This window comes from Actinosynnema sp. NPDC059797 (assembly GCF_042732085.1).
In the GTDB taxonomy this organism is placed as follows: Bacteria; Actinomycetota; Actinomycetes; order Mycobacteriales; family Pseudonocardiaceae; genus Actinosynnema.
The window spans coordinates 14,982-31,004 of record NZ_JBHWIE010000067.1; the positions used below are offsets into that span (position 1 = coordinate 14,982).

At 72.9% G+C, this 16,023-nt stretch carries 16 protein-coding genes and 1 rRNA gene; 13 read left to right on the plus strand and 4 right to left on the minus strand.

The genetic code is table 11. The features are described 5' to 3' along the window. Positions 1-30: 30 nt before the first annotated feature. The 4 genes from ACFV4N_RS18295 (at position 31) to ACFV4N_RS18310 (ending at position 5,058) form a co-directional block, all read left to right on the plus strand. Positions 31-1,251 (plus strand): thiolase family protein, encoded by a 1,221-nt coding sequence (locus ACFV4N_RS18295; protein ID WP_499673724.1) that lies wholly within the window; start codon positions 31-33, stop codon positions 1,249-1,251. Beyond that, positions 1,248-3,359 (plus strand): 3-hydroxyacyl-CoA dehydrogenase NAD-binding domain-containing protein, encoded by a 2,112-nt coding sequence (locus ACFV4N_RS18300; RefSeq protein ID WP_499673725.1) that lies wholly within the window; start codon positions 1,248-1,250, stop codon positions 3,357-3,359. The genes ACFV4N_RS18295 and ACFV4N_RS18300 overlap by 4 nt, the downstream gene beginning before the upstream one ends. Before the next feature lie 324 nt (positions 3,360-3,683). Next, positions 3,684-4,079, plus strand: coding sequence for a hypothetical protein (locus tag ACFV4N_RS18305; RefSeq protein ID WP_499673726.1), 396 nt, complete (start codon positions 3,684-3,686; stop codon positions 4,077-4,079). Positions 4,080-4,329: 250 nt separating this feature from the next. Then, the gene (locus tag ACFV4N_RS18310) at positions 4,330-5,058 is read left to right on the plus strand and encodes a DUF72 domain-containing protein (protein WP_499673727.1); all 729 of its coding nucleotides are present in this window, start codon (positions 4,330-4,332) and stop codon (positions 5,056-5,058) included. Here the strand turns inward: ACFV4N_RS18310 and ACFV4N_RS18315 are convergent. Then, positions 5,051-5,788 carry an arylamine N-acetyltransferase family protein gene (locus tag ACFV4N_RS18315; protein ID WP_499673728.1) on the minus strand — a complete coding sequence of 246 codons (738 nt, stop codon included), beginning with the start codon at positions 5,786-5,788 and terminating at the stop codon, positions 5,051-5,053. The genes ACFV4N_RS18310 and ACFV4N_RS18315 overlap by 8 nt on opposite strands. A 55-nt stretch (positions 5,789-5,843) precedes the next feature. On the opposite strand from ACFV4N_RS18315, the gene ACFV4N_RS18320 reads away from it, so the two are divergent. The 4 genes from ACFV4N_RS18320 to ACFV4N_RS18335 all read left to right on the plus strand — a co-directional run bounded on the left by ACFV4N_RS18320 (position 5,844) and on the right by ACFV4N_RS18335 (position 8,677). After that, a complete protein-coding gene (locus ACFV4N_RS18320; protein ID WP_499673729.1) occupies positions 5,844-6,668 on the plus strand; it encodes a DUF72 domain-containing protein in 825 nt (274 codons plus the stop codon). After that, on the plus strand, positions 6,661-7,041 hold the full coding sequence (locus ACFV4N_RS18325; protein ID WP_499673730.1) for an HNH endonuclease: 381 nt from the start codon (positions 6,661-6,663) through the stop codon (positions 7,039-7,041). The genes ACFV4N_RS18320 and ACFV4N_RS18325 overlap by 8 nt, the downstream gene beginning before the upstream one ends. 69 nt (positions 7,042-7,110) lie before the next feature. Continuing rightward, positions 7,111-7,458 carry a peptidase inhibitor family I36 protein gene (locus ACFV4N_RS18330; protein WP_499673731.1) on the plus strand — a complete coding sequence of 116 codons (348 nt, stop codon included), beginning with the start codon at positions 7,111-7,113 and terminating at the stop codon, positions 7,456-7,458. 193 nt (positions 7,459-7,651) lie between these two features. Continuing rightward, positions 7,652-8,677, plus strand: coding sequence for a hypothetical protein (locus tag ACFV4N_RS18335; RefSeq protein WP_499673732.1), 1,026 nt, complete (start codon positions 7,652-7,654; stop codon positions 8,675-8,677). Positions 8,678-8,753: 76 nt separating this feature from the next. Here ACFV4N_RS18335 and ACFV4N_RS18340 read toward each other — a convergent pair whose 3' ends face one another. Beyond that, positions 8,754-10,094 carry a PP2C family protein-serine/threonine phosphatase gene (locus tag ACFV4N_RS18340; protein WP_499673733.1) on the minus strand — a complete coding sequence of 447 codons (1,341 nt, stop codon included), beginning with the start codon at positions 10,092-10,094 and terminating at the stop codon, positions 8,754-8,756. A 90-nt stretch (positions 10,095-10,184) separates the two neighbouring features. Here ACFV4N_RS18340 and ACFV4N_RS18345 point away from each other — a divergent pair, with 90 nt between their 5' ends. Both ACFV4N_RS18345 and ACFV4N_RS18350 read left to right on the plus strand, forming a co-directional pair. Continuing rightward, on the plus strand, positions 10,185-10,820 hold the full coding sequence (locus ACFV4N_RS18345) for a hypothetical protein (RefSeq protein ID WP_499673734.1): 636 nt from the start codon (positions 10,185-10,187) through the stop codon (positions 10,818-10,820). 70 nt (positions 10,821-10,890) lie between these two features. Further along, positions 10,891-11,910, plus strand: coding sequence for a helix-turn-helix domain-containing protein (locus tag ACFV4N_RS18350; RefSeq protein WP_499673735.1), 1,020 nt, complete (start codon positions 10,891-10,893; stop codon positions 11,908-11,910). Positions 11,911-12,061: 151 nt separating this feature from the next. Here the strand turns inward: ACFV4N_RS18350 and ACFV4N_RS18355 are convergent, their stop codons facing one another. Beyond that, complete coding sequence (locus ACFV4N_RS18355) at positions 12,062-12,862, minus strand: NAD(P)H-binding protein (RefSeq protein WP_499673736.1); 801 nt, start codon at positions 12,860-12,862, stop codon at positions 12,062-12,064. 71 nt (positions 12,863-12,933) lie between these two features. Here ACFV4N_RS18355 and ACFV4N_RS18360 point away from each other — a divergent pair, with 71 nt between their 5' ends. The 3 genes from ACFV4N_RS18360 (at position 12,934) to ACFV4N_RS18370 (ending at position 15,646) form a co-directional block, all read left to right on the plus strand. Next, positions 12,934-13,941 carry an AraC family transcriptional regulator gene (locus ACFV4N_RS18360; RefSeq protein ID WP_499673737.1) on the plus strand — a complete coding sequence of 336 codons (1,008 nt, stop codon included), beginning with the start codon at positions 12,934-12,936 and terminating at the stop codon, positions 13,939-13,941. Further along, on the plus strand, positions 13,938-14,321 hold the full coding sequence (locus ACFV4N_RS18365) for a nucleotide pyrophosphohydrolase (RefSeq protein WP_499673738.1): 384 nt from the start codon (positions 13,938-13,940) through the stop codon (positions 14,319-14,321). Before ACFV4N_RS18360 ends, ACFV4N_RS18365 begins: the two co-directional genes overlap by 4 nt. 383 nt (positions 14,322-14,704) lie before the next feature. Continuing rightward, entirely contained in the window at positions 14,705-15,646 is a 942-nt protein-coding gene (locus tag ACFV4N_RS18370) for an NAD(P)/FAD-dependent oxidoreductase (protein ID WP_499673739.1), read from the plus strand. 113 nt (positions 15,647-15,759) lie between these two features. Here ACFV4N_RS18370 and rrf read toward each other — a convergent pair. After that, positions 15,760-15,876: ribosomal RNA gene (gene rrf, locus ACFV4N_RS18375) — 5S ribosomal RNA — on the minus strand. Positions 15,877-16,023 lie beyond the last annotated feature (147 nt).

Sequence of the window (16,023 nt, forward strand, 5' to 3'; positions counted from 1 at the left end):
GTGTTACCGATCGGTAGGAGAGGAGACGCCGTGGCCGCACCAGTAGCGCCGGCACGCGTTCGCAACGTGGTCTTCGTGGACGGTGTTCGCACGCCGTTCGGCAAGGCCGGCCCCAAGGGAATCTTCGCGGAGACCCGTGCCGACGACCTGGTCGTCAAGGTGATCCGCGAGCTGCTGCGCCGCCACCCCGAGCTGCCCCCGGAGCGGGTCGACGAGGTGGCCATCGCCGCCACCACGCAGATCGGCGACCAGGGCCTGACCATCGGTCGCACCGCGGCCCTGCTCGCGGGCCTGCCGAAGTCGGTGCCCGGCTACGCGGTCGACCGCATGTGCGCGGGCGCCATGACCGCCGTGACCACCTCGGCCAGCGGCATCGCGTTCGGCGCCTACGACGTGGTGATCGCGGGCGGGGTCGAGCACATGGGCCGCCACCCGATGGGCGAGGGCGTCGACCCCAACCCGCGGTTCCTGTCCGACAAGATCGTCGACCCGTCGGCCCTGGTGATGGGCTCCACCGCGGAGAACCTGCACGACCGGTTCCCCGCCATCACCAAGCAGCGCGCCGACGCCTACGCCGCCGCCTCGCAGGCCAAGTACGCCGACGCGGTGAAGAACGGCAAGATCGGCCCCGAGCTGGTCCCGGTCGCCACCCGCTCCGCCGAGCACGGCTGGGGCCTGGCCACCGCCGACGAGCCGCCGCGCCCCGGCACCACGGTCGAGGACCTGGCGAAGCTCAAGACGCCGTTCCGCCCGCACGGCCGCGTCACCGCGGGCAACGCGGCGGGCCTGAACGACGGCGCCACCGGCTGCATCCTCGCCGAGGAGGAGACCGCCAAGGAGCTGGGCCTGCCGATCGGGATGCGCCTGGTCGGCTACTCGTTCCTGGGCGTCGAGCCCGAGGTCATGGGCGTCGGCCCGGTGCCCGCCACCGAGAAGGCCCTCAAGCGCGCCGGCCTGACCATCGACGACATCGGCCTGTTCGAGATCAACGAGGCGTTCGCCGTGCAGGTGCTCGCCTTCCTCGACCACTTCGGCATCGCCGAGGACGACCCGCGGGTCAACCCGTGGGGCGGCGCGATCGCCACCGGCCACCCGCTCGCCTCCTCGGGCGTGCGCCTGATGACGCAGCTGTCGCGGCAGTTCGCCGAGCGCCCGGACGTGCGCTACGGCATCACCACGATGTGCATCGGCATCGGCATGGGCGGCACCGTTATCTGGGAGAACCCGCACTGGAACGGGGAGAACAAGTGACCACGTTGACCGCTGACGAGGCCAAGGCCCTGTTCCCCGACGAGGTCGTCACCACCGCCAGGACCCGGCTCGTGACCGTGCCGGGCCTGACCGGCCAGGTCGCCCTCATCACCCTCGACAACGGCCACGACCACACTCGGCCGTCCACGTTCGGCCCGCAGTCCCTGGTCAGCCTGGGCCAGGCGTTCGACGAGGCCGCGGCGGCGAACCCGGTGGCCATCGCGGTGACGGGGAAGCCCTTCGTGTTCGCCGTCGGCGCGGATCTGTCAGCCGTCGGCGGGGCGTCCGAGCGCGAGCAGGCGCTGGCGATCGGCAAGCTCGGGCACGACGTGTTCCGCAAGTTCACCGAGTCGGAGGTCCCGACCTTCGCCTTCGTCAACGGCGCGGTCATGGGCGGCGGCCTGGAGCTGGCGCTGTCGTGCCACTACCGGACCCTGGCGTCCAACGCGGCGGCCATCGCGCTGCCCGAGGTGTTCCTGGGCCTGTTCCCGGGCTGGGGCGGCACGCAGCTGCTGCCCAACCTGATCGGCGCGAACGACGCGGTCACCGTGATCTTCGAGAACGCGCTGAACCAGAACAAGATGCTCAAGCCGCGACAGGCGCTGGACCTGGGCATCGCCGACGTGCTGTTCGAGTCCGCGGACTACCTGGAGCAGTCGCTGCTGTGGCTGGCCTCCGTGGTGCGCGGCGACGTCACGCCCGCGCGCAGGGAGATCGACCGCGGCGAGGGCTGGGACGCCGCCGTGGCGCGGGCCCGCGCCATCGTCGAGGGCCGCACCAAGGGCGCCGCGCCGGGCGCGCTGAAGGCCCTGGAGCTGCTGGAGCTGGCGCGCGAGAACGACCTCGACCGCGGTTACGCGGCCGAGACCGAGGCGCTGGCCGACATCGTGATGAGCGACGAGCTGCGGGCCGGGCTCTACTCGTTCGACCTGGTGCAGAAGCGGGCCAAGCGGCCCGCGGGCGCGCCGGACAAGTCGCTGGCGCGCAAGGTGACCAAGGTCGGCATCGTCGGCGCGGGCCTGATGGCCTCGCAGATGGCGCTGCTGTTCGCGCGGCGGCTGGAGGTGCCCGTCGTGCTGACGGACGTCGACCAGGCGCGCGTGGACAAGGGCGTCGGGTACGTGCACGGCGAGATCGACAAGCTGCTCGGCAAGAAGCGCGTGTCGCCGGACCAGGCCAACCGCCTCAAGGCGCTGGTGACCGGCTCGCTGGACAAGGCCGCGTTCGCCGACGCGGACTTCGTCATCGAGGCCGTGTTCGAGGACCTGGGCGTCAAGCAGCAGGTGTTCGCCGAGGTCGAGGAGCACGTCTCGGCCGAGGCGGTGCTGGCGACCAACACGTCGTCGCTGTCGATCACCGAGATGGCGTCGGGCCTGAAGCACCCCGAGCGGGTCGTCGGGTTCCACTTCTTCAACCCGGTGGCGGTCATGCCGCTGCTGGAGATCGTGCGCGCCGACAAGACCGACGACGCCACCCTGGCCACCGCGTTCGCGGTCGGCAAGCAGCTGAAGAAGTCGTCGGTGCTGGTCAAGGACGCGCCCGCGTTCGTGGTGAACCGGCTGCTGACCCGGTTCATGGGCGAGGTCGTCAAGTCCATCGACGAGGGCACGCCGTTCGAGGTGGCGGACAAGGCCACCGAGCCGCTGGGCCTGCCGATGTCCCCGCTGGTGCTGCTCCAGCTCGTCGGGCCACCCGTGGCCCTGCACGTGGCCGAGACGATGCACCGCGCGTTCCCCGACCGGTTCGGCGTGTCGGAGAACATGAAGCGGTTCGTCGAGGCCGGCAAGACCGCGGTGTGGCAGTGGGACGCGACGGGCAAGCAGACCGTCGACCCCGAGGTGCAGGAGCTGTGGCGGTTCGGCGACCAGCCGGCGACCGGCGAGGAGGTCTTCTCCCGGGCGCTGGAGGCGATGGCCGAGGAGATCCGCGTCATGCTCGACGAGGGCGTGGTGGCCGAGGCGCAGGACATCGACCTGTGCATGATCCTCGGCGCGGGCTGGCCGTTCTGGCTGGGCGGCATCACCCCGTACCTGGACCGCGCCGGCATCTCGGAGAAGGTGACGGGCAAGCGGTTCCTGGCGCCCGGCGTCGCCTCCGTCCCGGCGTAGCGAGACCCGTCACCGAGCCCGGTCGCACGTCGCGGCCGGGCTCGGTGGCGTCATCGGGGCCGGAAGCGGGCGGGGTCGTCGGGCGGGCTCGGTGACGTCGTCAGGGCGGGCTCGGTGACGTGGTCGGGGTGGGCGCGGTGGCGTGGTCGGGGCCGGCCGGGCGCCTCTGACACCGAGTGGTCGCCCGCTGGTGCGTCCGGCTACAGCCGTGCGCGCAGTCGGGTGAAGGCCGCGCCGGACCGTTTACCAGCCCTGATGTTGGGTGGCATGAGTCCTCATCGCCTCAGATCACGTGCTCGGCGCCCGCGCCCCGACCCCGTGCGGGTGGAGGAACTGGTCGCCTTCCTGCGCACCGACCGGGGGTGGCGCGACGAGGTGGCCCGGCGGCTGGTGGCCAAGCTCGACCAGCGGCTCGTGCGGTCCGTGCGGGCGTGCGGGTGCCGTCCCATCGCGCACGTCGCCGAGCAGTTGGACAGCCAGGCGTGCGTCGACCTGGGGCCCGGCGCGCCCTACCAGTTGGCGAAGGCCGTGTACGGGCAGGTGCGGCTGCGGGGCGCGGCACGCCTGCGGCAGACCGCCCGCAGCCTGCGCGTGCTGGGCGTCTACCTGTGCGGCAGCGACCTCGCGGGCTGCCCGTGCACCGAGGCGCTGGCCCGCGATCCGCAGCAGGCACAGGTGGACCGGGTGGTCACGGGCGCACTGGACGGCGCCGGGTTCTGACAGACGAGTCCCCCAGACCGGTTCCCCCAGACCGGTTCCCCCAGACCGACCTCACCAGACCGGTCCCGTCGGGCAAGTTTTGTCAGACAGATTTCAACTGACAGATTTTGACCATCTGTCAGTGTGCTTGTCGGCCTCGCTCGTCGGTTGGATCCGCGATCCGTGCGTCGGGGCGCGGGGTGTTTCGGGCCGGGGTCGCTCCGGTGGCACGCACGTTTCACCGGAGCCGTCCCGGGGCACCTGGGTCTTCGTGGGCGCGATCAGGGTGGGCACGTCGGGCTGGCACTTCCCCGAGTGGCGCGGCGACTTCTACCCGCGCGGCCTGCCGCAGCGCACGGAGCTGGAGTTCCTGGCCAACCGGCTCGACACCGTGGAGATCAACGGCACGTTCTACGGCCTGCGCAGGCCGACCGACTACAAGTCGTGGTTCGAGCGCGTGCCGGAGGACTTCGTGTTCGCGGTCAAGGGCCACCGCGAGGTGACCCACCACAAGCGCCTGGAGGACGTGGACCGGGAGGTCGCCGAGTTCTACGCGTCCGGGGTGCTCGACCTGGGATCCAAGCTGGGGCCGGTGCTGTGGCAGCTGCCGCCGACCCTGCCGTGGCGGACCGAGCGGCTGGCCGCGTTCCTGGACCTGCTGCCCGGCCCGCCCGTGCGGCACGCGCTGGAGATCAGGCACCCCAGCTGGGACAACCCCGAGCTGGTCCGGATGCTGACCGAGCGCGGCATCGCGCTGTGCGTGGCCGAGTCGGCGGGCCGGTTCCCGGAGCCCGCGGAGGTGACGGCGGACTTCGTGTACGTGCGGCTGCACGGCGACCAGGAGCTCTACATCAGCCCTTACACCGACGCGGCGCTGGACCGGTGGGCGACGCGGGTGCGGGAGTGGGCGCGGGACCGCGACGTGTACGTCTACTTCGACAACACGATGCGCGGCGCCGCGCCCCACGACGCGCGGGCGCTGGCGGAACGGCTCAGCTGAGCCTCGGCACCCGGTCCAGCTCGATGCCGAAGTGCTCGGCGTAGGCGGCGAGCAGGGCCTCGTCGTCCAGGTGCTCGACGTGCTTGCCGCCGGCGTCGGTGGTGATCAGCTCGTGGTCCGCGATGGTGACGCGGCCGGCGGGCGTGGGCAGCGAGCACGTCGTGCCGCGCCGGAACGGCGAGCCGGGCCAGGTCTGCTGGTACCAGCAGGCCGGCCGGAACTCCGCCAGCTCGCGGGGCCGCAGCTCCACCCGGTACCGGACCTCGCCGTCGAACAGCACGTCCAGGTCGCCGTGCGGCGCGTCGACGAGCCGGAACACCCCGGCCGGGTCGTGCTGGTCCTCCCGGCTGCGCAGGTCGAGGGGCCGCAGGAAGAACCGCCCGAAGCCGACGTCGACGAGCAGGTCTCCGACGCGGAGGGCCAGGTGGTTGAACGGCGGGCCGTAGGCGCCGTCGGTGAACACCCTGGCGGCCAGCAGCCCGACGTCGTGGCCGAGTGCCCTGAGCAGGGCGGCGAACGCGCCGTTGAGCTCGTAGCAGAACCCGCCGCGGCGGCGGTTGACGATCTTGTCGACCAGCCGGTCCTCGTCGAGGGTGATCTCCTCGCCGAGGTGGATGTCCAGGTTCTCGAAGGGCACGGCGCGGAGGTGCCGTTCGTGCAGTTCGGCGATGCCCTCGGTGCGCGAGGCCCCGATCCGGTCGAGGTAGGCGTCGATCTTGCGGTCGTCCATGGGTGGAACCTCCACCATGGAGTGCGGTGGAGGTCAAGCGGGGTACCCGTGCGCCATGGCCGGAGAGGTGCGGATCGGGACTTCGGGGTGGGTGTACCCCTACTGGCGGCGCGGCGCGTTCTACCCGGAGGGCCTCGTGCAGCGGCGGGAGCTGGAACACCTCTCGGGCCTGGTGCGGTCGGTCGAGCTGAACGGCTCGTTCTACTCGTTGCAGCGGCCGTCGAGCTACCGGGCGTGGGCGGCGCAGACACCGGACGGCTTCGTGTTCGCGGTCAAGGGCGGGCGCTTCATCACGCACCTCAAGCAGTTGCGCGACGTGGAGGTGCCCCTGGCGAACTTCTTCGCGTCCGGCGTCCTGGCCCTGGAGGAGAAGCTGGGGCCCTTCCTGTGGCAGCTGCCGCCGAGGCTCGGCTACGACCCCGAGCGGCTGGCGACGTTCTTCGACCTGCTCCCCCGCACCACCGAGGAGGCCGCCAAGCTGGCCGGGAACCACGACGAGCGCCTGCCGGAGGAGCGGACGTGGACCACCACCGACGCCGACCGCCCGCTGCGGCACGCCCTGGAGTTCCGGCACCCCTCGTTCCTGCGCCCGGAGTTCACCGACCTGCTCCGCGCCCACGGCATCGGCCTGGTCGTCTCCCACTCGGCGGGCGCGTACCCGTACCTGGAGGACGTGACGGCCGACTTCGCCTACCTGCGCCTGCACGGCAACCAGGCGCTCTACCACGGCAGCTACACCGACGCGGAGCTCGACGAGTGGGCGGACCTGGTGCGCGCGTGGTCGGCGGACCGCGACGTGTACGCGTACTTCGACAACGACACGGACGCGGCGGCCCCGCACGACGCCATCCGGCTCGCCGCGCGCCTGGCCGGTGGCTGAGCAGCCGCCCGACCGCGCCACCCGCCTGGCGCTGGCCACCGCCCGCGACGGCGGCGACTGCACGTGGTGCCGCCGCCCGTTCGACGACCGGGTCACCCCCACCACGGACCACCTGGTCCCGAGGGTCAAGGGCGGCCCGTCGTGGCTGGAGAACGAGGTGGCGGCCTGCCGGCGCTGCAACCGCGAGCGGGGTCACCTGTCGCCGTCGGACTGGCTGGCCGAGTGCGAGCGGCGCGGGTGGCACCCGGACGCCGAGCGGGTGGTCAGGGTCCTGACCGCGCTGTCCGGCGCGATCACCGCCAGGGGCGGCCAACGCCGCGCGCGGCCCTACCTGGAGGGGCAACTGCGCAGGTTGAAGCGCCGCGCGGCCTGAAACAACACGTACCGGTGAACGAAGGGCCGTGATCGCGACAAGGCCGCCCGGCTTGTGCAACCTGGTGCCATGAAGACGATCACAGCTCTCATCGCCACCACCCTCCTGACCAGCGGCACCGCCTCCGCCCAGGCCGTCCCCGAGTGCGACCGGGGCGAGTTCTGCGCGTGGTCGGGCGTCGACTACGCGGGCCAGTCGCACCGCCTCGACCTGGAAACGGCCAACCCGGGCGAGTGCATACCCCTGCCCCGCGGTTTCGTGGCCAGGTCGTTCGTCAACCTCCTGACCCGGGACGCGTCGGTGTACCAGGGGGCGACCTGCTCGACGGAGGCGGAGTTCACGACGTACCCGGGCAAGGGCACCTACGTGCCGGACGCGCCGTTCGTCGTGAGAGCCGTCCAGGTCTGGGAGGCGTGATGATCCCGCCCTGACGGGAGGTGGGGCGGGTGCCGCCCGGTGCTCGCCCCACCTCTCCGGGCCCCGCGCGGCGCACGCCGCCGATCCGGGATCCCGAGGCTCCGGCATCACTCACCCGGGTCAACGCGAGGCTTCGTCGGGACCTATGGTCAACACCCACGCGTCCCGGCGAGAGAACCGGTGGGTGAACCTCATGACGCTTGCCCTGCTGGCGCCCTGCTACGGCAACCCCGAGACCCGCAAACGCTTCCACGAGACGCTCGAAGGCTCCGTCGAGTTCGCGAGCGACCCGCACCGCTCCCTGCTGGCCGGGGAAGACCTGGCCAGGCTCCAAGCGCTCCACCCCTCCGGCAGGGCGCGGTTCTGGGGCGCCATCCCGCGTCACGACAAGGCCATGGAGCGCCTGCGCGACGGCGGGGTCGTCCTGTTCGTCGGCGACAAGAAGATCAAGGCGACCGGCGAGATCGGCCACGTCTTCCGCAACAAGGCCCTGGCCGACCTCCTGTGGGACCAGCACGCCAACAGCGACAGCTTCGTCAACGTCTACAGCGTGCTGAACGTGCGGCTCACCGACTACCCGATCACCGACCTGTGGAGCATCGACGGCTTCACGCCCGGCGACTACGTCTACGGCCAGCGGATCCTCGACGAGGAGCGGACGGCGCGCATCATCAGCGCCTTCCGGCTCAACCCCAGCACCGCCGAAGCGGAGCTGGCGGCCCAGCTGGACGCGACCGCCGACCTCATCGGCGCGCGGACGCGGATCATCCCGGTGGAACGGGCGCACGTGGACGTGGTCTGGCGCGAGATCGCCGCGCGGAAAGTCGCGCACGAGCGCGTCGAGGCCCAACTCGTCGCCCGGTACCGGGCTTTCCGCTCCGACGTCGAGATGACCAGTTTCGTCACCCCCACCGGCAAGAGGGCCGACCTGTACTACCGCGACGGCTCGGACATCGTGGTGATCGAGGCCAAGAGCCTGGCCACGCACGGCAAGGTCCGCGAATCGGTCGCCCAGCTGCTCGACTACGCGGCGAGCAGCCCGGACCCGGTCACGCGCCTGGTCGCCCTGTTCCCGGCCCGTCCCGCCGCGGAAGGGATCGCCCTGCTGCACCGGCTCGGCATCGACTGCGCCTACCGCGGCGCCGACGACCTGTTCGAGACCGAGGAGGCGCCGGACGAACGGCGTCGCCACATGCACCCGGTGTGGCACGGGCGCTGATCCCGGCGCGCGACCGTCAGGGCCCCGCGCTTCGCGGCAGGGGCCGCGGAACGCCGCCCACGACCGGGAACGACCGTCACGCCCGGCGCGGCACGCCCACCGCCAGCACCGCCGTGTCGTCTTCGACGCCCTCGCCCAGTTCGGCGAGCAGGCCCTCGATCGCCTCCACCGCACCCGCCGCGGTGGTGGGGGCGATGCCGGCCGCGAACTCCAGCAGCGCCTCCTCCTCGTACCGGGTGCCCGGCCCGGTCCTGGCCTCGGTGATGCCGTCCGAGTACAGGACGAACGTGTCGCCTTCCGACAGCCTCACCTCGACGCCCGCCATCACCGCGTCGGGCAGGGCGCCGACCAGTTGGCCGCCCGGCACGTCGACGTACCGGGCGGTGCCGTCGGCGCGCAGGAGCAGGCCCGGCGGGTGGCCGCCGGCGGCCAGGGCCAGGTCGCAGCCGTCACCGCCGGTGGCCAGGACGCCGAAGGTGACCGTGCAGAAGCGGGACACGCCCTCGTCCTGCTCCTGGTTGAGCACGGTGTTGAGGTTGTTCAGCACGGTGACCGGGTCCGGGTCGTACACGGCCGCCGACCGCAGGGCGTAGCGGGTCAGGGACGTCACCGCCGCCGCCCCGGCGCCCTTGCCGCACACGTCGCCCAGGAACAGGCCCCACCGGCCGTCCGCGAGGGGGAACACGTCGTAGAAGTCGCCGCCCACCTGGTACGGCGACGCGTGGTGGTAGTGGGCGGCCAGCTCGATGCCCGGGATCTCCGGCAGCCTCGGCGGCAGCAGGGTGCGCTGGAGCGTCGTCGCGAGCCGCCTGACCTCGTCGCGCTCGGCCTCGGCCTGCCGCCGGGCGCGCAGCAGCTCCCGCTCGTAGGACCGGCGGTCGACGGCGTCGAAGACCGTGGTCCGGATCAGCAGCGGCCGGCCGTCGGGGCTCGACTTGACCACGGAGTTCACCAGGACCGGCAGCCTCGTGCCGTCGGCGGCGACCAGCTCCAGCGCCACCCCCCGCACCTCGCCCCCCATCCGCAGCAGCGGCGCGAGGTGCGTCTCCTGGTAGAGCTTGCCGCCGACGGTGAGCAGGTCCGCGAACCGCCGCCGCCCCACCAGCTCCTCCCGCTCGTACCCGAGCCAGCGCAGCAGGGTGCCGTTCACCTTCGCGATCCGCCCGTCGAGCATCGTGGACAGGTAGCCGCACGGCGCGTTGTCGTAGAGGTCCTCCGCGTCGCCCTCCAACAGCGCCGAGAAAACCGCGTGGTCCCGCTCCGGGTGGCCCTGCTCCGGGTGGCCCTGCTCCGGGTGGTCTTGCTCCGGGTGGTCCTGCTCCCGGTAGCTCCCGGAGCCGCGGATCGCGCCACGACCGCCGCGGCGCCCTTGCGACGCGTGGCGAGGGCCGCGACCGTCCCCACCGCTCGCACCCATGACCCCATCCTGTCACCCGGACCGCCGATCGGCGGGTCCGCGAACCCGCCCACCCGGAAATTGTCGGTGGTCGCGGCTACCGTCCGGGTCATGCAGATGTCGAACGCCGCCGAGCTGACCGCGGACCACCACGCGCGGCTCGCCGAACTCGGCCTGCGCGTCGACCACCTGGACGAGGCGATCTGGGCGGGCGTGGACGCGCGGGCCTCCGCGCCTCCCCTCGGCCCGACCAACGGCGCCGGGCTGCTCGACTGGATCCACCGCGTCGGCAAGCTGCGGGAGATCCTGGTCAACGAGGGGTGGACCAGGGTCGACAAGTGGAACGCCGGCCTCGTCCAGCACCCGACCAAACCGGTCGTGCTGGGCACCCTCCAGGGCAACCGCCACACCGGCACGCCCGGCGCGCCGCTGCGCAGCGACTACGCCAAGGGCCCGGCGATCGCGGCGATGATGCGCGGCAACGACCGCGACCAGTTCACGCTGTTCGACTCGCTGCACACCCACGAGCAGAAGCTGTGGTTCCTGGTCACCTACCCGCACCAGGAGGGCGACCGGCTGGTCGTGCTCCGCGAGGTCGCCCAGCCCGAACCGACCCCGCAGGGCCAGGTCGTCGACCGCTGGGCCAGCCGGATCACGCTGCCGCCGCTGGTCTTCGGGCCGCTGCCGACCCCGCGCGGCGCCGACGCGCCGGACGACGTGGAGGTGACCGTGACACTGAAGCGGTAGGCGGGCGCCTCCGGCGCGGCGGGTGGAGGTCACCGCCGCGGTGGAGCGGTAGTGCGAGAATGGCGCGATCATGTTCACCCCGTCGCGCCTCGCCCTCGCCCGCACCCGGCGCGGTCTCACCGCGGCGGAACTGGCGCACAAGGCCGGCACGAGCCCGGCCAGCATCGGCGACTACGAGCGCGGCCGCCGCCGACCCCGACCCGCGACCACCGCCAGGCTGGCCGCCGCCCTCGGCTTCCCGCCCGCCTTCCTGGAGGCCGGGGACGTGCCCGAGGTCGAGGTCGCGTTCAGCAGGCCGGCGGCGCGGCGGCAACGGGACGCGGCCACCGGCGCGGCCCGCCTGGCCATCGGCTTCGCCGGCTGGCTGGCCGGCGCGTTCACCCTGCCCGAACCGGACGTGCCGACGTGGGAGCAGCCCGACCCGGAGACCGCGGCCGGGATGCTGCGCGCCCGCTGGGGCATCCCCCACCGCCCGGCGCCCAACATGGTCCACCTGCTGGAGGCCCACGGGGTGCGGGTGTTCTCGCTGCCCCCGGACTGCGCCGCGGCGGGCCCGTTCTCCTGCCGCCACGACGGCACCCCGTACGTCTTCCTCGACCCGACCGCCGCGCCCGCCCGGACCCGCGTCGACACCGCCCGCGAGCTGGGCAGGCTCGTCGGCGCCGACGACGCGGACGCGTTCGCGACCTCGTTCCTGCTGCCCCGCGCCGGCGTCCTGGCCGCGGTGCCCAGGGGCGCGCTCACCGAGCAGGTCGTCGCGCACGCCGCCACCTGGCACGTCGACCCCCTCACCCTCGCCCACCGCCTGCGCGACCTGGGGCTGCTCAGCCCCGCCCAGTACGCGGCGGTGTGCCGGCAGTTGGCCCGCCGGGCGGGCGACGAGGGCCGCCGCGAGACGTCCCAGCTGCTCGCCAAGGTGTTCCGGGCCCTGCGCGAGCAGGGCACCACGCCGCACCGGGTGGCGCGCGACCTGCTGTTGGACGTGGAGGAGCTGAACGGGCTGGTGTTCGGGCTCGTCCTGACCGCGCTGCCCGGCCAGGGCGACCACGTCGAACGACCGCGGCCGCGGCTCGCCCTCGTCCGGGACTAGGCGCGCCGGCCCGAGGCCGTCCGACGCGGGCACGAGGACGCCGTCGGACGCGGGCACGAGGACGCGTTCGGACGAACGCCCGCCGTGGACCGGGCGGTCCGCCCCCTGCTCGAACGCCCGCCCGGCGCGCCCGCGCCCCCTGGTGTCGGGCTCAGGCCCAGGCCTCGGCCGCCCCCTTGACGTAATCGGCGAACGAACGCCCGTCGTGACCCAGCACGGCGGGCACCCCGTCGGAGAGGTGCGCGTCCTGCCCGTCGCGGATCGCGACCAGCGACCCGGTCAGCACCTCGGCGTAGCCGGGCGCGATGCCGCCCTCGACCAGCAGGGCGGTGAACGCCGCCGGCGGCACGTCGACCAGCCGCAGGTCGCGCCCCGACGCCTCCCCGATCTGCCCCAGCACCTCGGAGAACGTCAACGCCTCCGGCCCAGACAGCTCGTAGACCACACCCACGTGCCCGTCCTGCGTCAGCGCCGCCACCGCCACGTCGGCGATGTCCCGCGCGTCGATGAACGGGTGCGCGCCGTCGCCGCCCGCGGGCAGCACGACCTCGCCACCCAGCACCTGCGGCAGGAAGAAGTCCTCGCTGAAGTTGTGGGAGAACCACGTCGGCCGCAGCACCGTCCAGTCCACACCGGACTCCCGCACCGCCCGCTCCCGCCCGTCCCCCTCCGGGATGCCCCGCGCCGACAGCGCCACGAACCGCCGCACGCCCGCCGCCACCGCGCGCGGCACGAACGCGGCCACCTCGTCGTCGTCCAGCGTCAGCGCCGGCGGCACCAGGTACACGGCGGTGGCGCCCGCCAGCGCGGGCTCCCACGTGGTGTCGTCGAACCAGTCGAAGCGGACCTCCGAGTTGCGCGACGCGGGGCGGTGGTCGACGCCGAGCGCGTCGAGGGCCGCGGTGACGCGGCGGCCGGTCTTGCCGGTGGCTCCGATAACCAGGATCGTCATGCCCCGAGCCAATCAACGACGGCGCCGGTCGGACATGGCTCAGGCTCGACGGACCATGTTCAATCGTCTACGTGGACGCTCTTACCGACCTGCTGCGCGGCGTGCACGCCCACGGCGCCCTGGTGTGCCGCTCGTTCGCCTCGCCGCCGTGGTCGCTGGAGTACTCGGCCACCGCGCCGCTGACCCTCGTCGCCGCCACCCGCGGTGACACGTGGCTGCTCGCCGAGGACGGCGCCCGGCTCCTCATGCGACCGGGTGACATCGGCCTGGCCCGCGGACCGCAGCGGTTCGTGCTGGCCGACGACCCCGACCGGCCGCCTCGGATCTCGGTGGGCGAACCCGACTGCGAGCGCTGGCGGATCGGCACGCGCACCTACGGGTTCGAGCCGGGGGCGTTCGGGGCCGGTGGGGGCGAGGCCGGCGGGGTCGGAGCTGGCGGGGTCGGAGCCGGCGGGGTCGGGGCCGGGGAGTTCGGGGCCGGGGTGGACGGCGACGCCGCGGTGCTCACCGGCAGCTACGAGGTCGAGGGCAGCATCTCCGACCGCCTCCTCAACGCCCTGCCGAACGCGTTCGTGGTGCCGTGCGAGGGCGGGCCGTGCCCGACGCTGGACCTGCTGGCCGCCGAGGTCGCCAAGGACCGGCCGGGGCAGGACATCGTGCTCGACCGGCTGCTCGACGTGCTGCTGGTGTTCGCGCTGCGCGAGTGGTTCGACCGCCCCGAGGCGAACACGCCCGCCTGGTACCGGGCGCTGGGCGACGACGTCGTGGGACCGGCGCTGAGGGCGCTGCACGACGCCCCGGGGCACGCGTGGACCGTCGCGGAGCTGGCCGGGCGCGCCGGGGTGTCGAGGGCGGCGCTGGCCCGGCGGTTCACCGCGCTGGTCGGCGTGCCGCCGCTGACCTACCTCACCGAGTGGCGCATGGACCTCGCCGCCGACCTGCTCACCCGACCCGGGGCCACGGTCTCCTCGGTGGCCCGCGCGGTCGGCTACGCCGACGGGTTCGCGTTCAGCACGGCGTTCAAGCGGGTGCGCGGCGTGCGGCCCAGCGACCACCGTGTGGTAGCTCTGCGGGCATGAACAACTCTGCGGACATGCCTGCGGGCACGAACGACCGGGCGGGCGCGAACAGCCTGGAAGACCTGCGGGACGCCCTGCGCCGGTTCGCCGCCGCCCGGGACTGGGACCGGTACCACACCCCGAAGAACCTCGTGATGGCGCTGTCCGGGGAGGTCGGCGAGCTGACGGACCTGTTCCAGTGGCTCACCCCCGAGGAGGCCGCCCGCGCCATGGAGGACCCCGAGCTGGCCTGGAACGTGCGGGACGAGCTGGCCGACGTCGTGCACTACCTCGTGCGGCTGGCCGACAAGCTCGGCGTGGACCTGGTCGAGGCCGCGTTCGCCAAGATCGAGCGCAACGAGCGCCGCTTCCCCACCGGCTCCCTGAAGCCGGTCGAGTGACGTGGTCGGTCACACGTAGGTGAGCAGGAGCAGGACCAGCGCGACGAGCAGCACCAGGGCGAGCACCGTCGGCGCCCACATCCGCGGCAGGGAACCGCGACCGGGGCGCGAATGCCTGCCCCGCCGCCTGCCCCGCCCGATGCCTCGTCCTCGCCCTCGTTCTCGTTCTTGTCCCCGCCCTCGTCCGATGCCTGGTCTGCCGCCTCGTCGTCCGCGCGATGGCCACGGCACTGGAGACCTCCCCGCCCGCGGATCGGTGCTCGTGCGGCTACGGTATGGATGGATCCAGGGCGGGAGTGCTCCGTCACCCGCACGCCTCGCGTGCATCGCCCGGTCAGCGGTCTCGCTCACCAGAACGTGACGTCAGGTCAGGAGGTCCGCCCGTGCGGGTGGTGGTCGTGGGCGCGGGGATCGCCGGCGTGGCGTGCGCGCGGGCGCTGGTCGACGCGGGGGCGGAGGTCAGCGTCCTCGAACGCGCCCACGTCATCGGCGGCCGGATGGCGACCAAGCGCTACGACGGGCGGCGGTCCGACATCGGAGCCGGGTACTTCACCGTGTCCGACCCCCGGTTCGCCGCCGTCGCGGAGCGGTGGAGGCGGGCCGGGCTGGCCCGCGAGTGGACGGACACCTTCGCCGTCCACTCCGCCGACGGCTCCTCGTGGACCACGGGACCCGTGCGGTGGGCGGCGGAGGGCGGGTTGCGGTCCCTGGTCGAGGACCTGGCTTCCGGGCTGGACGTCACGACCTCCAGCCCGGTCGAGTGGGTCGAACCCGGGCCGCGCGTGGACGGCACCCCGGTGGACGCCGTCGTCCTCGCCATGCCGGGCCCCCAGGCGCTGCGCCTGCTCGACCCGCACCTGCGCGAGGTCCGGGACGTGGCCGGTCGCCAGGAGTGGCTGCCGTCGCTGGTCGCCACGCTGGTGTACGAGGAGCGGACCTGGTCGGACTTCCGCGGTGCGTTCGTCAACGACCACCCCGTCCTGACCACCCTGTTCGACGACGGCAGCCGCCGCGGGGACGACGCGCCCGTGCTCGTCGCGCACACCGGTGACGCCTTCGCCGAGCAGTACGTGGCCGACGCCCTGGCCGCCGGTGACGAGATCGAATCGGCCGTGCGGGACCTGCTGGAGCTGCCGGACGCCGCTGTTGGGGTCCACGTGCGTCGGTGGACGTTCGCCCGGCCCGTCCAAGCGGGAGACGCGCCGTTCTACTTCGGGGACGAGGTGGTCGGCATCGCAGGGGACGCCTGGGGATCCCCGAGGGTCCAGACGGCTTGGCTCTCCGGCACCGCGCTGGGTGAGGCCATCGCCGCTCGGCTGTCCTGAGCTTGCCCGGACCCTCGGACCTGAGCTCGCTCGGAGAAGCTGCTCAGAGCTTCGTTGAACGCAAAAAAGCCCTCAGGGGCACCCGAATAACGGGTGCCCCTGAGGGAAAGAATGTTCGGCGGCGTCCTACTCTCCCACACCCTCACGAGTGCAGTACCATCGGCGCTGGAAGGCTTAACTACCGGGTTCGGAATGGGACCGGGTGTTCCCCAACCGCAATGACCACCGAAACACTATGAAATTACCGATCACCGTAGGCACCCCACCCACCGAACCCCTCCGAGAAGGGACATCGATGGGACCGGGTGGTCCGGTCGGTTCTTTCAGAACCGCACAGTGGATGCGTAGCGTCTTCATGACAAGTCCTCGGCCTATTA

Coding starts and splice junctions, on each gene's coding strand:
- ACFV4N_RS18315 (WP_499673728.1), bottom strand. CDS start 5,788: ATGGACGACCGCAAGATCGACGCCTACCTCGACCGGATCGGGGCCTCG.
- ACFV4N_RS18320 (WP_499673729.1), top strand. CDS start 5,844: ATGGCCGGAGAGGTGCGGATCGGGACTTCGGGGTGGGTGTACCCCTAC.
- ACFV4N_RS18330 (WP_499673731.1), top strand. CDS start 7,111: ATGAAGACGATCACAGCTCTCATCGCCACCACCCTCCTGACCAGCGGC.
- ACFV4N_RS18335 (WP_499673732.1), top strand. CDS start 7,652: ATGACGCTTGCCCTGCTGGCGCCCTGCTACGGCAACCCCGAGACCCGC.
- ACFV4N_RS18340 (WP_499673733.1), bottom strand. CDS start 10,094: ATGGGTGCGAGCGGTGGGGACGGTCGCGGCCCTCGCCACGCGTCGCAA.
- ACFV4N_RS18345 (WP_499673734.1), top strand. CDS start 10,185: ATGCAGATGTCGAACGCCGCCGAGCTGACCGCGGACCACCACGCGCGG.
- ACFV4N_RS18350 (WP_499673735.1), top strand. CDS start 10,891: ATGTTCACCCCGTCGCGCCTCGCCCTCGCCCGCACCCGGCGCGGTCTC.
- ACFV4N_RS18355 (WP_499673736.1), bottom strand. CDS start 12,862: ATGACGATCCTGGTTATCGGAGCCACCGGCAAGACCGGCCGCCGCGTC.
- ACFV4N_RS18365 (WP_499673738.1), top strand. CDS start 13,938: ATGAACAACTCTGCGGACATGCCTGCGGGCACGAACGACCGGGCGGGC.